The sequence below is a fragment of the Pseudooceanicola onchidii genome (genome assembly GCF_004959925.1).
GTDB lineage: Bacteria > Pseudomonadota > Alphaproteobacteria > Rhodobacterales > Rhodobacteraceae > Pseudooceanicola > Pseudooceanicola onchidii.
Genome location: NZ_SPUW01000002.1, coordinates 307,402 through 327,183, shown reverse-complemented (window position 1 = coordinate 327,183; position 19,782 = coordinate 307,402). Strand labels below are relative to the sequence as shown.

Annotated in this window: 18 protein-coding genes; 10 read left to right on the top strand and 8 right to left on the bottom strand. The window is 65.4% G+C overall.

Going from position 1 to position 19,782, the window contains the following annotated elements; all coding sequences use genetic code 11:
• Positions 1-29 precede the first annotated feature (29 nt).
• Entirely contained in the window at positions 30-674 is a 645-nt protein-coding gene (locus E4S58_RS09495; protein ID WP_136636174.1) for an RluA family pseudouridine synthase, read from the top strand.
• Positions 675-734: 60 nt separating this feature from the next.
• On the opposite strand, the gene E4S58_RS09490 is transcribed toward E4S58_RS09495, so the two are convergent.
• The 3 genes from E4S58_RS09490 to E4S58_RS09480 form a co-directional block, all read right to left on the bottom strand.
• Positions 735-1,757, bottom strand: a complete 1,023-nt coding sequence (locus tag E4S58_RS09490) for a serine/threonine protein kinase (RefSeq protein ID WP_136636173.1) — start codon at positions 1,755-1,757, stop codon at positions 735-737.
• A gap of 63 nt (positions 1,758-1,820) precedes the next feature.
• On the bottom strand, positions 1,821-2,456 hold the full coding sequence (locus tag E4S58_RS09485; protein WP_136636172.1) for a hypothetical protein: 636 nt from the start codon (positions 2,454-2,456) through the stop codon (positions 1,821-1,823).
• 128 nt (positions 2,457-2,584) lie between these two features.
• A complete protein-coding gene (locus E4S58_RS09480; protein ID WP_136636171.1) occupies positions 2,585-4,030 on the bottom strand; it encodes an aldehyde dehydrogenase family protein in 1,446 nt (481 codons plus the stop codon).
• Between the two features lie 162 nt (positions 4,031-4,192).
• Here E4S58_RS09480 and E4S58_RS09475 point away from each other — a divergent pair, with 162 nt between their 5' ends.
• Complete coding sequence (locus tag E4S58_RS09475) at positions 4,193-4,846, top strand: peroxiredoxin (RefSeq protein WP_136636170.1); 654 nt, start codon at positions 4,193-4,195, stop codon at positions 4,844-4,846.
• An 86-nt stretch (positions 4,847-4,932) separates the two neighbouring features.
• Positions 4,933-5,619, top strand: a complete 687-nt coding sequence (locus tag E4S58_RS09470; protein WP_136636169.1) for a DUF4336 domain-containing protein — start codon at positions 4,933-4,935, stop codon at positions 5,617-5,619.
• Between the two features lie 7 nt (positions 5,620-5,626).
• Here the strand turns inward: E4S58_RS09470 and E4S58_RS09465 are convergent, their stop codons facing one another.
• Complete coding sequence (locus E4S58_RS09465; protein WP_136636168.1) at positions 5,627-6,664, bottom strand: NAD(P)/FAD-dependent oxidoreductase; 1,038 nt, start codon at positions 6,662-6,664, stop codon at positions 5,627-5,629.
• A 61-nt stretch (positions 6,665-6,725) separates the two neighbouring features.
• Here E4S58_RS09465 and mnmC2 point away from each other — a divergent pair, with 61 nt between their 5' ends.
• Positions 6,726-7,406, top strand: a complete 681-nt coding sequence (gene mnmC2, locus E4S58_RS09460; protein ID WP_136636167.1) for a tRNA (5-methylaminomethyl-2-thiouridine)(34)-methyltransferase MnmC2 — start codon at positions 6,726-6,728, stop codon at positions 7,404-7,406.
• Positions 7,403-8,269 (top strand): DMT family transporter, encoded by an 867-nt coding sequence (locus tag E4S58_RS09455; protein ID WP_136636166.1) that lies wholly within the window; start codon positions 7,403-7,405, stop codon positions 8,267-8,269. The genes mnmC2 and E4S58_RS09455 overlap by 4 nt, the downstream gene beginning before the upstream one ends.
• Here the strand turns inward: E4S58_RS09455 and E4S58_RS09450 are convergent.
• On the bottom strand, positions 8,234-10,234 hold the full coding sequence (locus E4S58_RS09450; RefSeq protein ID WP_136636165.1) for a lytic transglycosylase domain-containing protein: 2,001 nt from the start codon (positions 10,232-10,234) through the stop codon (positions 8,234-8,236). The two genes, E4S58_RS09455 and E4S58_RS09450, sit on opposite strands and share 36 nt — an antisense overlap.
• A gap of 135 nt (positions 10,235-10,369) precedes the next feature.
• On the opposite strand from E4S58_RS09450, the gene dapA reads away from it, so the two are divergent.
• The gene (gene dapA / locus E4S58_RS09445) at positions 10,370-11,245 is read left to right on the top strand and encodes a 4-hydroxy-tetrahydrodipicolinate synthase (RefSeq protein ID WP_136636164.1); all 876 of its coding nucleotides are present in this window, start codon (positions 10,370-10,372) and stop codon (positions 11,243-11,245) included.
• 255 nt (positions 11,246-11,500) lie between these two features.
• On the opposite strand, the gene choV is transcribed toward dapA, so the two are convergent.
• The 3 genes from choV to choX form a co-directional block, all read right to left on the bottom strand.
• Positions 11,501-12,529 carry a choline ABC transporter ATP-binding protein gene (gene choV, locus E4S58_RS09440; protein WP_136636163.1) on the bottom strand — a complete coding sequence of 343 codons (1,029 nt, stop codon included), beginning with the start codon at positions 12,527-12,529 and terminating at the stop codon, positions 11,501-11,503.
• Positions 12,526-13,362, bottom strand: coding sequence for a choline ABC transporter permease subunit (gene choW, locus E4S58_RS09435; protein ID WP_136636162.1), 837 nt, complete (start codon positions 13,360-13,362; stop codon positions 12,526-12,528). The genes choV and choW overlap by 4 nt, the downstream gene beginning before the upstream one ends.
• Positions 13,363-13,479: 117 nt before the next feature.
• On the bottom strand, positions 13,480-14,340 hold the full coding sequence (gene choX / locus E4S58_RS09430) for a choline ABC transporter substrate-binding protein (RefSeq protein ID WP_240789548.1): 861 nt from the start codon (positions 14,338-14,340) through the stop codon (positions 13,480-13,482).
• A 160-nt stretch (positions 14,341-14,500) separates the two neighbouring features.
• Here choX and betI point away from each other — a divergent pair, with 160 nt between their 5' ends.
• The 4 genes from betI to betA are packed head-to-tail and all read left to right on the top strand — an operon-like array spanning position 14,501 to position 19,695.
• Positions 14,501-15,073, top strand: coding sequence for a transcriptional regulator BetI (gene betI, locus E4S58_RS09425; protein ID WP_136636160.1), 573 nt, complete (start codon positions 14,501-14,503; stop codon positions 15,071-15,073).
• Complete coding sequence (gene betC / locus E4S58_RS09420; protein WP_136636159.1) at positions 15,070-16,578, top strand: choline-sulfatase; 1,509 nt, start codon at positions 15,070-15,072, stop codon at positions 16,576-16,578. Before betI ends, betC begins: the two co-directional genes overlap by 4 nt.
• A 1-nt stretch (position 16,579) precedes the next feature.
• On the top strand, positions 16,580-18,037 hold the full coding sequence (gene betB, locus E4S58_RS09415; RefSeq protein WP_136636158.1) for a betaine-aldehyde dehydrogenase: 1,458 nt from the start codon (positions 16,580-16,582) through the stop codon (positions 18,035-18,037).
• Positions 18,037-19,695: a choline dehydrogenase gene (betA, locus tag E4S58_RS09410; RefSeq protein WP_136636157.1), complete on the top strand. Its 1,659-nt coding sequence runs from the start codon at positions 18,037-18,039 to the stop codon at positions 19,693-19,695. The genes betB and betA overlap by 1 nt, the downstream gene beginning before the upstream one ends.
• Positions 19,696-19,782 lie beyond the last annotated feature (87 nt).

Genomic DNA, 19,782 nt, shown 5'->3' with positions numbered 1-19,782 from the left:
CTTGCCCCGCGCAAAGGGTAAGAGCCCGCATGACCGACTATTGCCCGCCCGACACCCCGCTTGAGGTGATCCACGAGGATCACGAGATCCTGCTGGTCGACAAACCGGCGGGGCTGTTGTCGGTGCCCGGCAAGGGCGACCATCTGGCCGACTGTCTGCTGACCCGCATCCAGGCCGCCTTTCCGACCGCGCTGCTGGTGCACCGGCTCGACCGCGACACCTCGGGCATCATGGTCTTTGCGCTGACGCCCCATGCGCAGCGCCATCTGGGCCTGCAGTTCGAACACCGCCGCACCAAGAAGACCTATGTCGCGCGCGTCGCCGGGCGGTTGGAGCCGCGCACGGGGACGGTCGACCTGCCGCTGAACGTCGACTGGCCGAACCGGCCCAGGCAGATGGTGGATCACGAAAACGGCCGGGCCGCACAGACCGACTGGCGTGTGCAGCGGTATGGCGAGGACGAGACGCGCGTGCGGCTGATGCCCAAGACCGGCCGGTCGCACCAGCTGCGCGTGCACATGCTGGCGCTTGGGCATCCGATCCTGGGCGATCCCTTCTATGCGACGGGCGCGGCGCTGGATCACCCCCGGCTGATGCTGCATTCGGAAGAGCTGCGCCTGCTGCATCCCGACGGTGGCGTCGGCATGACTTTCAAGGCGCCGGTCCCGTTTTAAGCGTCGAGGGGGGCGTTGCCCCCCGCCTGCGGCCCCCCCAGGATATGAAACCAGGGGAAGTCAGGGACGCAGGTAGCGATCGGTGAGGTTGCGGCGGCTGGCAAGGATCGGATCAGCCTGGGGCCGCAGATCGGGATGGGCGGTCAGGTGCGCCTCGACCTCGTCAATGCGGTTGGCGGCGATGAGCGCCAGCAGCGCCTCGTCGACGCGGCCATCCTGACGGGGCAGCGCGGCGACCGGATGCAGGTGATCAGGCAGCCCGTCGGGAAGGGGCCCGCGCAGGGTCGCTTCGTCCAGATCAGTCTCTGCAAAGGTATATAGACCCACGCCCTTGCCCGGCAGCGAGAAGGTGCAGGTGACGTATCCCGTGACCTCGGGCCGGTCGAGCGCGCGGGCGATCACCGGGCCATCGCGGTCGATCCGGTCCTCGGTGCCTTCACCATCGGACCAGTTCATCAGGCGCCGCGTGATGAAATTGTAAAGCGGCTTGGCCGTGGCCATCCAGATCCGCGCGGGCAGCGCCTTGCGGTTGAGCATGGCGATTTCCGAGGGCGTCAGGGCCGATGGCAGGTAGGCGCGTTTCTGTTTCAGCAGGTGGCGCAGATCCTCGCGCGCCATGGTGCGGAAAAGTGGCCCGCGCCGTCGGTGCACGGAGGCCAGCTGAAAGTCGATCACGGCCGCGCGTCCGTCTGGCGTCATCAGCCAGTTCTGCGGTTTCGCGATGTCGTTGTGGGTCACGCCTCGCCGCCGCATGTCACGCAGCAGCCGCCGGGCATCGCGGTAGAAGGCCGGATCGGCAGGTTTCGCCAGGTGCAGCGGCGTGCCATCGGACCAGTCGCGCAGGATGCCGCGCCGGTCGGCGCGCAGCAGCACCGGGCAGCCCTCGATCCCCTGCACGGCCCGCAACGCCCGCGCCTCGCGCCGCGCCAGGAACTGGGCGATCGGCTGCGACCAGAGCGGCAGGCCCTCGAGCCGACGGTAGGCGACGCGCTGGTCCGGCCGGTCGGACATATGACCCGACACAGTTTCGGAAAAGGCATCCCGTTTCAGCACGGTGACGGCAATGAAGGTGGGATCGGACACGCGGGCACCCCTTTTGGCACTGGCGCCGTTTAGCAGGCCTGCGCGCCCGGTGGCAATGTCGGGTCAGACCGAGAGGATGTCGTCATCATCCGCTAGCACCGCATCGCTATTCAGCTGGATGACAAGCTGGGCCGCGAAAAGCACGGTGAAGAGCGTCGAGGTGTGCAGCGACAGGTACTGCAGCGTCGGGATCGCATTGATCTCCCACGGGAGGAGGGCGATCAGAACCGTGGCGCAGAGGAAATAGACCAACCCGAGAAAAGCCGCCGTCACGCCAAGACCCGACAGGCGCTGGAAGACCCGCAACCGGACCAGCGGTGTGATCGCCGCCAGCAGGGCCCCGGCCTGTGAGGCCAGGGAGAACCCGTCGCCGAGACGCGGCGGAAAGACCAGCCAGCCATTGGCCGGCATATGGGCCAGAAGCGCCGGAAGGCCCACGGCAACCACGAAGATCAGCGCCAGGATCACCGCGCCAATCTGCACCAGCGCCACCCGTTCGGACAGGATCGGAAGCGAGGCAAAGGAAAGAAGCGCCAGCACCAGCGCAGACCCGGGAACAAGTGCATTTGCCCCGGGCCCCGGGCGCACCAGGGCCGCGACGTTGAAGCCCCAGCCGACCGTCAGGATCAGCAGGGCCGCGCAAAACACGCTGCCGGCCAATGCGAAGCCGAAGCGATCAGTGATGATTGCAGGTGCCATGCCCCGATCCCTTTCCCCTTCGCGAATCTTACCTAACGGAACCAGATTAGACCGCAACCGCGCTGTTGCAAAAAACTTCGGGCGCAGCAATGCCGCGCCCGAACCAATAGTAAAACTGGATTGCCTGATCAGGCGGTTTTTGCATCCCAACCGGACACGGCCTTCACTTCCATGAAGTCCTCAAGCCCCCAGACGCCGCCTTCACGGCCCCGCCCCGACATCTTCATGCCGCCGAACGGCGCGCCCGCGCCACGCGACTGGCCGTTCATTTCCACCATGCCGGACCGCAGCGACAGCGCCATGCGGTTCGCCTTGTCGCCGTCGGTGGTCTGGACATAGTTCGTCAGGCCATAGGGGGTGTCGTTCGCGATCTCGATCGCCTCTTCTTCGGTGTCGAAGGGCATGATCGTCAGGACCGGGCCAAAGATTTCCTCGCGCGCGATGGTCATCTGGTTGTTGGCGTCGGCAAAGACGGTCGGCTTGACGAAGAAGCCGCGGTTCAGACCTTCGGGGCGGCCCGTGCCGCCGGCGACCAGGCGGGCGCCTTCGTCGATGCCCTTCTGGATCAGGTCCTGGATCTTGTTGAACTGCGTCTCGTTCACGACCGGGCCGATGTGGCGGCCCGAGTCGTGCGCCGACCCGACGGTCACGGCATTGGCGACCGCCGCCGCTTCCTCGACCGCCGCGTCATAGCGTTCGCGCTGCACCAGCATCCGCGAGGGCGCGTTGCACGACTGGCCCGAGTTGTTCATCATGTGCAGCACGCCGCGCTTCACCGCCTTGTCGTCGGCATCGGCGAAGATCACGTTGGCGCCCTTGCCGCCAAGCTCAAGATGCACCTTCTTCAGCGTTTTCGCGGCGTTCTGCGAAATCGCGATACCGGCACGGGTCGAGCCGGTGAAGCTGACCATGTCGACGTCCTTGTGGCCGGTCAGCGCGGTGCCGACCCCGGCGCCGTCGCCGTTGATCAGGTTGAAGACGCCCGCGGGCACGCCGGCCTCGTCCATCATCTCGGCAAAAAGCAGCGCGTTCAGCGGGCTTTCCTCGGAGGGTTTCAGCACCATGGTGCAGCCGGCGATCAGGCCCGCGATCACCTTGAGCGTGACCTGGTTCATCGGCCAGTTCCAGGGCGTGATCATCGCGCAGACCCCGAAAGCCTCGTACACAATGCGGGTGTTCGGCGCGTGATCGCCAAGCGGGCGGACAAAGGCGAACTCCTTGGCGGCCTTGATGAAGTCCTTGGTGTGACCGTAGCCCGCGCCCCACTGCTGCTGCTTGGACATGTCGATCGGCGCACCCATCTCCATCGAGATCGCGGCGCCCATGTCATCCTGACGCGAGGCGTAGATTTCCAGGAACTTCTCGCACAGCGCGATCCGCTCCTCGGGGGAGGTCTTCATCCACGCGGGGAAGGCCGCCTTGGCCGCCGCAACCGCCTTGTCGACATCCGCCTCGGACCCGAGGGAGATCACCGCGCAGGGCTCTTCCGTCGACGGGTCGATCACATTGTGGTCGTTCGGGGTGACGGGATCGACCCATTCCCCGTTGATGTAAAACTGGCGTTTCTCGATCATCGTTCTCTCCCAGATCTGGGCGCCATTCCGCAATGCGGACGGCGGTCCCGAAAATTACGCGCCACTCTGTCACCCCACCCCCGACCTTGCAAGGCGAGGGGGTGCAAATCAGATGTGCGGTATCTAGATAAGTCTCAAAGTGGTTTGACCAAGGAGGCACACATGGCACTTCGCATTAACGACACCATCCCCGACCTGACCGTTGAAACCGATCAGGGCACCCTGTCCCTGCATGACTGGATCGGCGACAGCTGGGCGATCCTGTTTTCCCACCCCAAGGATTTCACCCCCGTCTGCACCACCGAATTCGGCGCCGTCGCGCAGCTGGCCGACGAATGGGACAAGCGCGGCACCAAGGTGATGGGCATTTCCGTCGACAGCGTCGAGGACCACAAGAAGTGGAAAGGTGACATCGAAAGCTTTGCCGGATCCAAGGCGGGCTTCCCGATCATCGCCGACAAGGGGCTCGAGGTGGCCAAGGCCTTCGACATGCTGCCAGCCGAGGCCTACCTGCCCGACAGCCCGACGCCCGCCGACAGCGCCACCGTGCGGTCCGTCTTCATCATCGGCCCGGACAAGAAGTTGAAGCTGATGATGACCTACCCGATGACCATCGGCCGCAACTTCGCCGAGGTGCTGCGCGCACTGGACGCGCTGCAGGCGACCTACAACGTGCCGCTGGCCGCGCCCGCCAACTGGGTGCCCGGCGACGACGTGATCGTGGCCCTGTCGCTGAACGACGAACAGGCCGAGGAAAAATACGGCGCACTGGACAAGAAGCTGCCCTACCTGCGGTTTGCCAAAAGCCCGTCCTGATCCGATTTTCAGTCTCTGAATCACAGAAATGCGCGTCCCCGTGGCGCGCATTTCGCGTTTGTGCTTAGGTCAGATCAGGAGGCCCCATGCTGCAATCCTTCGGACCCGGGATCTGGATGAACGACGGCCCCGTAGTGGACGGCATGGCCGGGTTTCACTATCCCACCCGCATGGCCGTGATCCGGCTTGGTGCCGACGATCTGGTGATCTGGTCCCCGACCGCGCTGGACGGGGCGCTGAAAGCCGAGGTCACCGCCCTTGGCCCTGTCCGCCACATCATCGCGCCGAACGCCTTGCATCACATGTCCCTGCCGGACTGGCACACCGCCTTTCCCGACGCGCTGGTCCACGCGATGCCGGGCGTTGCCGCGAAACGGCCCGAGGTTCGGTTCGCCTCGGATCTGACCGGCACCCCGCACCTGGCCTGGGGCGGTGAGATCGACCAGGTGATCCTGCCCAACTCGATCGCGGACGAGCTTGTGCTGTTTCACCGCGCCAGCGGCACGGTGATCTTCACGGACCTGCTGCAGAACCTCGCCCCCGACTGGTTCACCGGCTGGCGGAGGATCGTGGCGCGGCTGGATCTGATGACCGGCACCGAACCGCAGGTGCCGCGCAAGTTCCGCATGGCGCTGCGCCCGCGCGCGGCCGTGCGCCCCCAGGTGGATCAGATCCTGGACTGGCCTGCGCAACGCGTGCTGATGGCCCATGGCACGCCGGTCACCACCCACGCGCGGGATTTCCTGCGGCGCGCCTTTGGCTGGCTGACATAGACCCTGATCAGGGGAAAAGCGCCTCGGCCCGGAAGTCGTCGGGGATGGCGTCCTGCCCATTCAGCACCAGATCGGCCATGACTTCGGACACCTTGGGGGTCATGCCGAACCCGATCTTGAAACCGCCGTTGGCGATGAAATGCCCGGGCCGCTCCGGCCAGTTGCCCAGCATCGGCGCCCGGCTTCGCGACCGGGGGCGCACCCCGGCCCAACGCTGGATCACGGGGGCGTCTGCCAGCGCGGGCACCGCCGCCCGCGCGGCCGCGATCACCGCGTCCAGCTGCGCATCGGTCGAGGTCGGGTCGTCATAATCGCGTTCGCTGGTCGATCCGATGGCGACCGTCCCGTCCGCATGGGGCACCACGTGCACCCCACCCGCGAACACCTGCGGCACCGCCCCCGCATCATGGGCCAGAAGCGCCGCCTGTCCCTTCACGCCGACCCCGATCTTGCGCCCGGCCTGGGTGCTCATCTCCTCCAGCCCCGGGGTACCGGTGGCGTGGATCACCGCGCCCTCTTCGGGGGCGTCCGTCACGATCTCTCCGCCAGCGCGCCGGATCGCCTCGGCCAGCGCAAGGCAGGCTTTGCGCGGATGCATGCGGGCCGACAGCGTGTCATGCACGAAAAGCCCCGTCGGGCTGACCGGCGCAAAGGCCCCGCCATCGTCGACCACCCGCCATGTCGCATGATCGCCCCACAGGTCAGCCGCCGTGACTTCGCGCCCCCGGGCAAGGGCGACGGCCTTGTCATCGGCCAGCGGCTGGATGCGGCCCAGGCGTCCATAACCGGCACTAAGCTGCGACTTAGTCTCGATTTCGGCCCACCAATCCGCCGCCATCAACAGGCTCTCCAGCTGGAACTGCTTTTTCGCATTCCAGTTCTCGGGCACATGCGGCGCCAGCGCGCCGACCACCCCGCCGGACGATCCCGCCGCCACGCCGAAGGGGTCGATCACCCGCACCTTCGCACCGCGTTTCGCACAGGCCCAGGCACAGCCCAGGCCAAAGGCCCCGGCCCCCCGTATGGTCACGTCGATCCTTGTCATCCCCCGGCCCTCGCTGCATTCTGCGCCCGCCCGCGCCCCGCGGTTTCTAGAGGTTTCCAGCATGTCCGGCCAGACCAACGGCCCCCAAGAGCCCGACCTGACGTGGCGCGAGGGCAAGACCCCCGTGTCGACACGGTTCGACGACCCCTATTTCAGCCTGGAAAACGGGCTGGCGGAAACCGGCCATGTCTTTCTGACCGGCAACGACCTGCCCGCCCGCTTCGCCCCCGGGTTCCACATTGCCGAACTGGGCTTCGGCACCGGGCTGAACCTGCTGGCCGCGCTGCGGGCCTGGCGGTTATCGGGTACCGAAGGCCCGCTGCGCTTCACCACGTTCGAGGCCTATCTCATGGCCCCCGATGACATGATCCGCGCCCAGACCGCCTTTCCCGAGGTGGCCGATCTGGTCACCGAACTGGGCCCCTACTGGGGCCCCAACGAGATCACGCTGCCCGATCTGCACCTGACCATCGTCACCGGCGATGCGCGCGCCACCCTGCCCGCCTGGGACGGCGCGGCGGATGCCTGGTTCCTTGATGGGTTCGCCCCCGCCAAGAACCCGGAACTCTGGGACCCCGCGCTGATGCAGGCCGTGCATGACCACACCGCGTCCGGTGGCACGGCGGCCACCTATACCGCCGCTGGCCACGTGCGCCGTGCCCTGGCCGAGGCCGGGTTCACCGTGGACCGCATCGCAGGCTTCGGCCGCAAAAGACACATGACGAAAGCCACCCGCCCATGACCGAACAGAACACGCGCCTTGGCATCACGCTTATGATCGCGACCACCATGGTCTTTGCGGCGCAGGACGGCATTTCGCGCCTGCTGGCCGAAAACTATCCCGTCCTGATGATCGTGATGATCCGCTACTGGTTCTTCGCGGTCTTCGTCATGGCACTGGCGTCGCGAAAGGCGGGCGGACTGGCGCAGGCGGCCCGGACCACCCAGCTGCCGTTGCAGGTCTTCCGGGGCGTACTGCTGGCCGCCGAGATCTGCGTGATGGTCGTCGCCTTCCATCGTCTCGGGCTGGTCGAGACCCACGCCGTCTTCGTGTCCTACCCGCTGCTGGTTGCCGCGCTTTCAGGCCCTATCCTTGGCGAATCCGTCGGCTGGCGCCGCTGGACCGCGATCGGGATCGGCTTTGTCGGCGTCATGATCGTGCTGAAGCCGGGCTTCGGTGTCTTCGCGCTGGATGCACTGCTGCCCTTCGCCGCCGCGCTGATGTTTGCGGTCTATGGCCTGCTGACCCGCTACGTGTCGCGCAAGGACAGTTCGGCCACCTCGTTCTTCTGGACTGGTGTCACCGGCGGCGTGATGATGACCCTGGTCGGCATCTGGAGCTGGACACCCATGACGCTGACGGATTCGCTCTGGATGGGGACGCTGTGCATGACCGGGGCGCTTGGGCACTACCTGCTGATCCGCACCTACGAGGTCGCCGAGGCCAGCGCCGTGCAGCCCTTCGCCTATTTCCAGCTGGTCTTCGTGGCGATCATCGGGATGACCTTCTTCGGCGAAACCATCCGCGCCAACGTCGCCCTTGGGGCCGTGATCGTCTGCGGCGCGGGCCTATTCACCCTGTGGCGCGAACGTCGTCAGCGTTGATCCCATCAATTCGGTCGTGAAGGGCACCGGCAGGGGCGGCTTGCCCAGCCGCGCGCGGTAGATCGGCAGGCTTTCCGCCACCCGCTGCACGTAGTTGCGCGTTTCGCGGAAGGGGATGTGTTCGACCCAGTCGACAGGATCGACGCCGCCCAAACTCGGGTCGCCGTTGATCGCGCGCCAGCTTTCGGCGCGACTGGGACCGGCGTTGTAGCCAACCGACACCAGCATGACGTTGCCGTTGAAGTCGCGCGCCAGCTGCGCCAGGTAGGCCGACCCGAGCCGCGCGTTGTAGGGCCATTGCCCCAGCCGCGCGGCCACGTCTTCGCTGTCGCCGATCTTCTGCGCCATGGCCTGCGCGGTGCGCGGCATCAGCTGCATCAGGCCGCGTGCGCCGACCTGCGAGGTGACCGACGGATCGAATTCGCTTTCGCGCCGGGCGATCGCAAGCGCCATCTCGGTGGCGATCGGAAGCTTCTGTTCCACCATCGGATGCAGGGCGTAGTAGTGGCGCGGCAGGACGATGCCACGCTGCGCGGCCTCTTTGCCCAGCATCACCTCAAGATGCGGATCCCCGGCCTCTTCGACCATGCGACCGAGGCTCAGAAGTTCCTCCATCGTCGCGGTTTCCGCCATGTGCCGCAGGAAACGTTCGGCTTCGAAATTCACTCCGGCGGCCCGCAGCATCATCACCGCCGCCCGAAGGTCGCTGCGCGCCAGCGTCGTCTCTTGCCAGCGCTTGCCCTGCATCTGCCCCGCAAGGCTCTGATCAAAGGGAATACCGGCCTTTTCAGCGGCCAGAAGCCCGTAGAAGGTCGTCTGCTGATCCCCCCCGGCGCGGTAGGCCGCGCCCGCCTCGTCCTGCCGACCCAAGGCTTCAAGCGCCCGGCCGCGCCAGTACCCCGCCCGACCAAGGGAAATCGGCGTCTGCACCCTGGCCTGCAACCGGACGAAATGGGTCAGCGCCACCTCGGGCTGCTTGAGGTACCGCAGCGCAATGTACCCGGCCAGCCATTCAAGGTCGGCAAAGCTGCCGCCTTCGGTCAGCTGGTGGTTCGCCGCCATCTCATAGGCCCGCTCGGCGCTGCCGGTGCGCATTTCCTCGCGGGCGTAGGACCGACGGTGGTTCGCCCAGTCCTCGGGATAGCCCAGACCGTTCGGAATGCGGCTCTGTTCCAGCAGAAGTTGCTTGGCATCGTCGCGCAGCCCCTTGGCAACGCGCCAGGTGAACCGGTCATAGGCCAGCCCGGGATCGTCCTTCATCGCCTCGGGCAGAGCATCGATCAGCGCATCGACACCGGCGTCCTGCCCCTTCAGCGCCAGTCGCGCGCGGGCCAGCCGGGCCTGATCGCCGCCGACGATTTCGATCATCCGGGTGATGTCGCCGCTGCGGCCTTCCCAGATCGACTGTGACAGGCGCGCGGCGTGATGCGGCTGCAACAGGGTCCCGTAGCGCGCGATGAAGGCGTCGTGTTCGGCGGCGTCCAGATCCAGCGTCCGCCAGGCCAGCACGATGGTCGCCTCGGCCTCGCCCACCTGCCCGGTTTCAGCCAGCGCCAGCGCATGGCGCAAGGCGCCCTTTCCGGTCTGCGGGGTCCGGCCGTCGAAGAACTCAAGCACCTGCGCGTCACTGGCGGTGTCGAAGGCGGGTTCGCTTTGGCGGCGCAGGTAATCAAGACCGGGCCAATGGGCGTTGCTGTCAAGAAATGCCAGGATTTCGTCCGGCCTGCCCGCGCCCGAACGAAGCCGGGTCCAGAGGATCAGATCCTCGGCCACCTTGCCGTCGCGCGCCGCGATCGACGCCGCCTTGTCCCAGTCCCCCGACCGCGCGGCCGACAGGGCCGAGGCCAGCGGACGCGGCACGATATCGCGGATCAGGTGGTCCATGGCCTGCGCGCCCGGCACCGTCACGGTACCAAGCCAACCCAACCCCAAGAGCAGCCCGCCAAGGCGCAGTATTGCTTGCATTTCCGATGCAGACCCCGGATAGACACCAGACGAATGTAACCTAGCCCCGCGACGCATCAAGGACTGTGACGATCACAGGCGGGGATCCGCAACCGGGACGGCCTCAGCCTACCCGCCACACGAAAGGAGCGTGTCATGTTTCACGGGTCACTTCCCGCCCTCGTCACGCCGTTCAAGGACGGCGAGTTGGATCTTGAGTGCCTTAAAAAGCTGGTCGACTGGCATGTGGAACAGGGGTCCAACGGACTGGTTCCCGTCGGCACCACCGGCGAATCGCCGACCCTGTCGCTGCGCGAACACGAGATCGTCGTCGAAAAGGTCGTGGAATTCGCCGCCGGTCGCATTCCGGTCATCGCCGGCGCGGGCGCGAACAACACCAAGGAAGGCGTGCGTCTGATCAAGCATGCCGCCGACGTGGGCGCCGATGGCGCGCTGGTGGTCACGCCCTATTACAACAAGCCGACACAGCGCGGTCTGATCGCCCATTTCACCGCGATGCACGACGCCTGTGACCTGCCGATCATCATCTACAACATCCCGCCCCGGTCGGTCATCGACATGACCCCCGAAACCATGGGCGAACTGGCGAAGCTGCCGCGCATCGTCGGGGTCAAGGATGCCACCGCCAAACTGGATCGCGTCGCCCTGCAGCGCATGACCTGCGGCGCCGAATTCATCCAGCTGTCCGGAGAGGACGCCACCGCCGTCGGCTTCAACGCCATGGGCGGGGTTGGCTGCATTTCGGTCACCGCGAACGTCGCGCCCAAGCTCTGCGCCGAGATGCAGGCGGCCTGCGCCGCGGGCGACTACAAGACCGCGCTGGATTACCAGGACCGGCTGATGCCGCTGCACGAGGCCGTGTTCACCGAACCGGGCCTCTGCGGGGTCAAATTCGCCATGTCCGAACTGGGCCTGTGTTCCGACGAAGTGCGCCTGCCGCTGATGACGGTGACGGACGACACCAAGGAAAAGCTGCGCGCCGGTCTGCGCCACGCGGGTCTGTTGAACTGAAAATCCCCCGGATTGAGAGATGAGAAAAGCCAGCGGATCCCGCTGGCTTTTTTGTTGGGTGGTCGATCCCGGCCCGATGCGGCCGCGCAGCGGCCCGGGCAGCGCCCGACCGCCCCCCGGGCGGGCGCTATTTCACCGTTAGCGCGGGGTTAGACCGAACGGGTGAAGGCGACATAAAGCGAAGACCGGAACCGGACGACGCCCACCCGCGGTCGGGCGCCGCCCTCTGTCTGTTTCGACCCTATACCGGGCCAATCACGCGCCAGACGGGTTCGCCAGACCTCGCAGCAGGTCGTCCTTCGACAGCTCTCCGATCACGGCGCCGTTTTCGACCACACCGATCGGACCGGTCGATCCGATCATCTGTTCCATGCTGTCGCGGATCAGCCCGTCGGCCTCGATCGTCATCACCGGGGTTCCCGCCGCAGGCCGCATCAGATCCCGTGCACGCAGCACGCCAAGCGGGTTCATATGCTGCACGAAATCCTTGACGTAGTCGTTCTTCGGATCGCGGAAGATATCCTGCGGGGTGCCCATCTGCACGATGCGGCCGCCCTCCATGATGGCGATCTTGTTGCCCAGCTTGAACGCCTCGTCGAGGTCGTGGGACACGAAGATCAGCGTGCGCTTCAACTTCTGCTGCAGTTCCAGAAGTTCGTCCTGCAGCTTGGTCCGGATCAGCGGGTCGAGCGCCGAGAACGGTTCGTCCATCAGCAGGATCGGCGCCTGCGTGACGAACGCCCGCGCCAGGCCGACGCGCTGCTGCATGCCGCCCGACAGCTCGCCCACCTTGCGTTCGGCCCAGTCCGACAGGCCGACCAGCGCCAGTTGTTCGTCGATCTTGGCGTCGGCCTCCTTGGTGGACATCCCTGCCAATTCCAGCGGCAGCCCGACGTTTTCACGCACGGTCCGCCAGGGCAGCAGGCCGAACTGCTGGAACACCATGGCGATGTGATGCATCCGCAGCCGCCGCAGGGTCGCGGGGTCGGAATGGGTCACATCGACCATGCCGTTGCCGTCGTTGACCTTCACCGCACCGCGCACGACGGGGTTCAGGCCGTTAACAGCCCGCAACAGGGTCGATTTGCCGGACCCGGACAGACCCATGAGCACGAGGATCTCGCCCTCTTCGACCTGCAGGGTGCAGTCATGCACGCCCAGAACCTGGCCGGTAGAAGCCTGGATTTCCCCACGCTCCTGCCCCTTGTCCATCAGGGGCAGCGCCTTGTCGGGTTCCTTCCCGAAGACGATCGAGACGTTATCGATATCGACGGCGACGCTCATTTCCGGCCTCCAAGGTTCAGGATGCGGTCCAGCATGATCGCGACCACCACGATGACGAAGCCCGATTCAAAGCCGAGCGCCGTGTTCACCTGGTTCAGCGCCCGCACGACCGGCACGCCAAGCCCGTTGGCGCCGACCAGCGCGGCGACCACGACCATCGACAGCGACAGCATGATGGTCTGGTTCAGACCCGCCATGATCTGCGGCAGCGCATAGGGCAGTTCGACCTTGTAGAGCGTCTGGCGGGGCGTCGCGCCAAAGGCCCGCGCAGCCTCTAACAGCGCCTGCGGGGTCGAGGACACGCCCAGATGCGTCAGCCGGATCGGTGCGGGCAGCACGAAGATCACCGTCGCGATCAGGCCCGGGACCATCCCGATGCCGAAGAACACGATTGCGGGGATCAGGTAGACGAAGGTGGGCAACGTCTGCATCAGGTCGAGGATCGGCCGCACGTAGGTATAGGCCCGGGGCCGGTGCGCGGTGAAGATGCCGATCGGCACCCCGATGGCCATGCAGACCACGCAGGCCGACAGCACCAGCGTCAGCGATTCCGTGGTTTCGTCCCAGTAGCCCTGGTTCAGAATGAACAGGAAGCCCAGCAGGACAAACAGCGCGACCTTCCAGCTGCGCTGCAGGTAATAGGTGAGGGCGACGAAGACCGCGACGACGATCATCGGATGCGGTCCCTGCAGGACGAAGAGGATGCCGTCGATCAGCGCCTCCATCACCATGGAGAGGAAATCAAGGAACCATTCCCCGTTGTCGCGCACCCATTCGAAGATCGACGCTGCCGCCTTGCCGACAGGTATCTTGTTATCCGTGAGCCAATCCAATGGCACTATCCCCTGTGTTGGACCCTCTTTTCGGGGTCGTTGTCGTCTTGTCCGGGCACGCCGGCCCAGAAATGCGAACCCCGCCGGCCTTGCGGCGGCGGGGTTCTGGATGCCGGATCAGAGACCCAGCTTTTCCTTCACGGCGGCGGCGCCTTCGGCACCGTCAACGGTGGTGACACCGTCGACCCAGCCCATCACGGTGTCCGGGTTCGCCTTGATCCACTCCATCGTGGCGTCGTCCGGATCGGCGCCGTCATCCAGGATCTGACCCATGATGCCGTTCTCCATCTCGAGCGAGAAGTCCATCTGGCCGAACAGCTTGCCGAGGTTCGGGCATTCTTCCGAGAAGCCCTTGCGGGTCACAGTGTGCACGACACCTTCACCGCCGAAGAAATCTTCGCCGCCCGGCAGGTACTTGAGCGAGAAGTTGGCGTTCATCGGGTGCGGTTCCCAGCCAAGGAAGACGACCGCTTCCTCTTTCTTGTAGAAACGCGACACCTGCGCCAGCATGCCCTGCTCCGAGGACTCGACGACTTCGAAACCTTCGAGGTCGAACTTGTTCTCTTCGGTCAGCGACACGAGGTAGGCGTTGCCTTCGTTGCCGGGCTCGATCCCGTAGATCTTGCCGTCCAGCTCGTCCTTGAACTTGTGGATGTCGGCGTAAGACTGCAGGCCTTTGTCGTAGAGGTAGGTCGGCACGGCCAGCGTGTACTTGGTGCCTTCGAGGTTGGTGTTGATCGATTCGATCTCACCGGACTCGAGGTAGGGACCGATGGCGCCGGATTGCGCGGGCATCCAGTTGCCCAGGAACACGTCAACGTCGTCGGATTCAAGCGACGCGAAGGTCACCGGAACGGACAGGATCTTGACGTCGACATCATAACCCAACGCTTCCAGCACGTGCTTGGCGGCCGAGGTGGTGGTGGTGATGTCGGTCCAGCCGACATCGGACATCGCAACGCTGTCGCACTCGGCCATTGCCGCACCGGCAAGGCAGAGGGACAGGGCGGAAACTGTGGAAAGTAGGCGCATGTGAACTCCCTGTGGTTTTTGGTTTCGTGTTTTTGATTGACCAGTCAATCAATCCACGGCTACCAGAACATTGCAACATGTTTCTGTAAGCGATGGAACCCCGGTCATGGCCACCACTGCCGAAAGAAAGCAGCAGCTTGTCGAAGCGACGATCCACGAAATCGGCGCAACCGGCACCCTGAACGTGACCGTAGGGCAGATTGCAAAGCGGGCCGGCGTGTCGTCGGCCCTGGCGTTTCACTATTTCGGCGACAAGGAACGGCTGTTCCTCGCGGCCATGCGGTACGTGCTGACGATCTACGGGGCCGAGGTGCGCGGCGCACTGGCCGCCGCTGATTCGCACACCGATCGCCTGCGCGGCGTGATCCGGGCCAGCTTCAGCCCGTCGAACTTCCGCGCCGATACCGTCGCCGCCTGGCTGAACTTTTACGTCCTGGCCCAGACCTCGGACGAGGCGCGGCGCCTGCTGTCGGTCTATCACCGTCGGCTGCAATCCAACCTGACCGCCGATCTGCGCCCGCTGGTCCACGACCGCGCCCCCGCCATTGCCGAACGGCTGGGCGGCCTGATCGACGGCATCTACCTGCGCTTTGCCGTGAACCCCCATGACATGACCGGCCAGAACGCCGCCGACCATGTCCTTGCCACCCTCGACTCCGAACTGAAGGCCGTATCGTGACCAAGCCAAATATCCTCATCATCATGGTCGACCAGTTGAACGGGACGCTGTTCCCCGATGGCCCGGCTGACTGGCTACACGCCCCCAACATGAAGAAACTGGCCGCGAAATCCGCCCGGTTTAGTCACTGTTACACCGCCTCGCCGCTTTGTGCGCCGGGTCGTGCGTCCTTCATGTCGGGCCAGTTGCCGTCGGTCACCGGGGTCTATGACAACGCCGCCGAATTTCCGTCGGACCTGCCGACCTATGCCCACCACCTGCGCCGCGCGGGATACCAGACCTGCCTGTCGGGCAAGATGCATTTCGTCGGCCCCGACCAGATGCACGGGTTCGAGGAACGGCTGACCACCGACATCTACCCGGCCGATTTCGGCTGGACCCCGGACTATCGCAAGCCGGGTGAACGCATCGACTGGTGGTATCACAACATGGGGTCGGTCACCGGGGCCGGGGTCGCCGAGATCTCGAACCAGATGGAGTACGATGACGAGGTCGCCTATAACGCGACCCGCAAGCTGTACGATCTGGCGCGCGGCCACGACGACCGCCCCTGGTGCCTGACCGTCAGCTTCACCCACCCGCACGATCCCTATGTCGCCCGCAAGGAATTCTGGGACCTCTACGAAGATTGCGAACATCTTGAGCCCGAGATCGGCGCGATCCCCTACGACGAACAGGACAACCATTCCAAACGGATCTTCGACGCCAACGACTGGCGGTCCTTCGACATCACGCGCGAAGACATCCGCCGCTCGCGCCGTGCCTATTTCGCCAACATCTCTTACCTCGACCAGAAGGTCGGAGAGATCCTGGATGTGCTCGACCGCACGAGGCAGGAAGCCACGATCCTGTTTGTGTCGGACCACGGCGACATGCTGGGCGAGCGCGGGCTGTGGTTCAAGATGACCTTCTATGAAGGGTCGTCGCGCGTTCCGATGATGATCTCGGGCCAGGGGATCACGCCCGGTCTGGTCACGGATCCGGTGTCCAACATCGACGTCTGCCCGACGCTTTGCGATCTGGCCGGCATCTCGATGGAGGAGGTTGCCCCCTGGACCGCCGGTGAATCGCTCGTGCCCTACGCAAACGGTGTCAGCCGCGAAACGCCCGTGCGCATGGAATACGCGGCCGAGGCCTCCTATGCCCCCATGGTTTCCCTTGTTCAGGGTCGATACAAGTACAACCGCTGCACGCTGGACCCCGATCAGCTGTTCGATCTGGCCGCCGATCCGCACGAACTGACGAACCTTGCCGATGACCCGGCCCATGCCGACACGCTGGCGCGGTTCCAGGCCGAGGCCGACGCCCGCTGGAACCTTGAACGTTTTGACGATGAGGTCCGCCGCAGCCAGGCCCGCCGCTGGATCGTCTACGAGGCGCTGCGCAACGGCGCCTACTATCCCTGGGATTACCAGCCGCTCCAGAAAGCCTCCGACCGGTACATGCGCAACCACATGGACCTGAACGTCGTCGAGGAAAACCAACGCTTCCCGCGCGGAGAATAAGATGCCCTATGCCACCCAGCCGACCGCCAGCCATTTCATCAACGGTCAGTACGTCGAAGACACCGCCGGTGACGCGATCCCGGTGATCTATCCGGCGACCGGTGCCGAAATCGCCCGGGTCCATGCAGGCACCCCGTCGATCGTCGATCAGGCGCTCGCCGCCGCCAAGGCCGCGCAGCCAGCCTGGGCCGCGCTGACCCCGCGCGACCGGGGCCGGATCCTGACCCGCGCGGCGCAGATCATCCGCGAACGCAATCACGATCTGTCCGTATTAGAGACTTATGATACCGGCAAACCGCTGCAGGAAACGCTGGTCGCCGACGCGACCTCGGCCGCCGATGCGCTGGAATATTTCGGCGGTCTGGCGGGCACGCTGACCGGCGAACACATCCCGCTTGGTGAGGACTGGGTCTATACGGTGCGCGAGGCGCTTGGCGTCTGCGTCGGCATCGGGGCTTGGAACTATCCCACCCAGATCGCCTGCTGGAAGGCCGCGCCCGCGCTGGCCTGCGGCAACACCATGGTCTTCAAACCGTCCGAAACCACGCCGCTCTGCGCGCTCAAGATCGCCGAGATCATGATCGAAGCCGGCGCGCCTGCGGGCGTCTTCAACGTGGTGCAGGGCATGGGCGAAACCGGCGCGCAGCTGGTCACCGATCCGCGCGTCGCCAAGGTGTCGCTGACCGGGTCAGTTCCGACCGGAAAGCGGGTCTATTCCGCCGCGGCGAGCCACATGAAGCACGTCACGATGGAGCTGGGCGGCAAGTCCCCCCTGATCATCTTTGACGACGCCGATATCGACAATGCGGTTGGCGGCGCGATCAACGGCAACTTCTATTCAACGGGGCAGGTCTGTTCCAACGGCACCCGTGTCTTCGTGCACAAGGCGATCAAGCAGCAGTTCCTTGACCGAATGAAGGACCGGCTGGCCAACGCCGTGATCGGCGACCCGCTGAACGAGGCGACGTCGTTCGGCCCGATGGTCAGCGAACGTCAGCTGGATATCGTCATGGGCTACATCGAAAAGGGCCAGTCCGAGGGCGCGACCCTTGTCACCGGCGGCAAGCGGATCGATGGCAACGGGTTCTATATCGAACCGACGGTCTTTGCCGATGTGACCGACGACATGACCATCGCCCGGGAAGAGATCTTTGGCCCCGTGCTGTCGGTCCTCGATTTTGAGGACGAGGAAGAGGTGATCGCCCGCGCCAACGACACCGAATTCGGCCTGTCGGCCGGCGTCTTCACCCGCGACCTTGCGCGCGCACACCGCGTGATCGCGCGGCTCGAGGCCGGGACCTGCTTCATCAATTCCTACAACGACGCGCCGGTCGAAGCGCCCTTTGGCGGGGTGAAGGCCTCGGGCGTGGGGCGTGAGAATTCGAAGGCGGCGATCGAACACTACAGCCAGCTGAAAACCGTCTATGTCCGCATGGGCGACGTGGAGGCACCGTTCTGATGCAGGCCGACTACGTCATCGTCGGCGCGGGCAGCGCGGGCTGCGCCATGGCCTATCGCCTCGCCGAAGCGGGCAAGCGGGTGCTGGTGATCGAACACGGCGGTACCGATGCGGGTCCGTTCATCCAGATGCCCGGCGCGCTGTCCTACCCGATGAACATGAAGCGCTATGACTGGGGCTATCAGACCGAACCGGAACCGCACCTGGGCGGTCGGCGGCTGGTCACCCCGCGCGGCAAGGTCATCGGCGGGTCGTCCTCGATCAACGGGATGATCTACGTGCGCGGCCATGCCCGCGATTTCGACACCTGGCGCGACATGGGGGCCGAGGGCTGGGGCTATGCCGACGTGCTGCCCTATTACAAGCGGTTGGAACACTGGCACGACGGCGGCCACGGCGGCGACCCGGACTGGCGCGGCAAGAGCGGCCCGCTGCACGTCACGCGCGGCCCGCGCCGCAACCCCCTGACACGCGCCTTTGTCGAGGCCGGGCGGCAGGCGGGTTATCCGGTCACCGGTGATTACAACGGTCAGCAGCAGGAAGGCTTCGGCCCCTTCGACATGACCGTCTGGAAAGGCCGCCGCTGGTCCGCGGCCTCGGCCTATCTGAAACCGGCTCTGAAACGGGCGAATTGCGACCTGATCCGCGCCCTGGCCCGCCGTGTGGTGATCGAAAACGGCCGTGCCGTCGGCGTTGAAATTGAACGTGGCGGCAAGGTCGAGGTGATCCGCGCGGAGGTCGAGGTCATCCTCGCCGCGTCCTCGCTCAATTCGCCCAAGCTGCTGATGCTGTCGGGGATCGGACCCGGTGCGCACCTGGCCGAGCACGGGATCGAGGTCGTCGCCGACCGTGCCGGTGTGGGCCAGAACCTGCAAGACCACCTGGAGCTTTACATCCAGGCCGCTGCGTCGCAGCCGATCAGTCTCTATTCCTACTGGAATCTGCTGGGCAAGGCCTATGTCGGTGCCCGCTGGCTGTTGACGAAAACCGGCCCCGGCGCGTCGAACCAGTTCGAAAGCGCGGGCTTCATCCGGTCCGAGGCGGGCGTGGAATACCCCGACATCCAGTACCATTTCCTGCCGATCGCCATCCGCTACGACGGCCAGGCCACGCCCGAAGGCCACGGCTTCCAGGCGCACACCGGCCCGATGCGCAGCCCGTCGCGCGGGTCCGTCACCCTGCGGTCTGCGGATCCCAAGGACGACCCGGTGATCCGCTTCAACTACATGAGCCACGAGAAGGACTGGTCGGATTTCCGCAAGTGCATCCGCCTGACGCGCGAGATCTTTGCCCAGGAGGCCTTTGCCCCCTACTACAAGCACGAGATCCAGCCGGGCGCCGATGTCCAGACCGATGACGAGCTGAACGGGTTCATCCGCGAACATGTCGAATCGGCCTACCACCCCTGCGGCACGGCCCGCATGGGGCGGCGCGACGATCCCTTGGCGGTGGTCGATCCAGAGGCCCGGGTGATCGGCGTCGACGGGCTTCGCCTGGCGGACAGTTCGGTCTTTCCGCTGATCCCCAACGGCAACCTCAACGCGCCGTCGATCATGGTGGGCGAAAAGGCGGCGGATCACATCCTAGGCAAGACACCCCTGCCCGCCGACAATGCCGAACCCTGGATCAATCCGACCTGGCGGACCGCACAAAGGTAGGCGGGGACAGGGGGCTGTCTGCCCCCTCTGACGCCCTGCGGGCGCCATTCACCCCCGAGGATACGCGAACCAGGGGAAGCAGGCGGT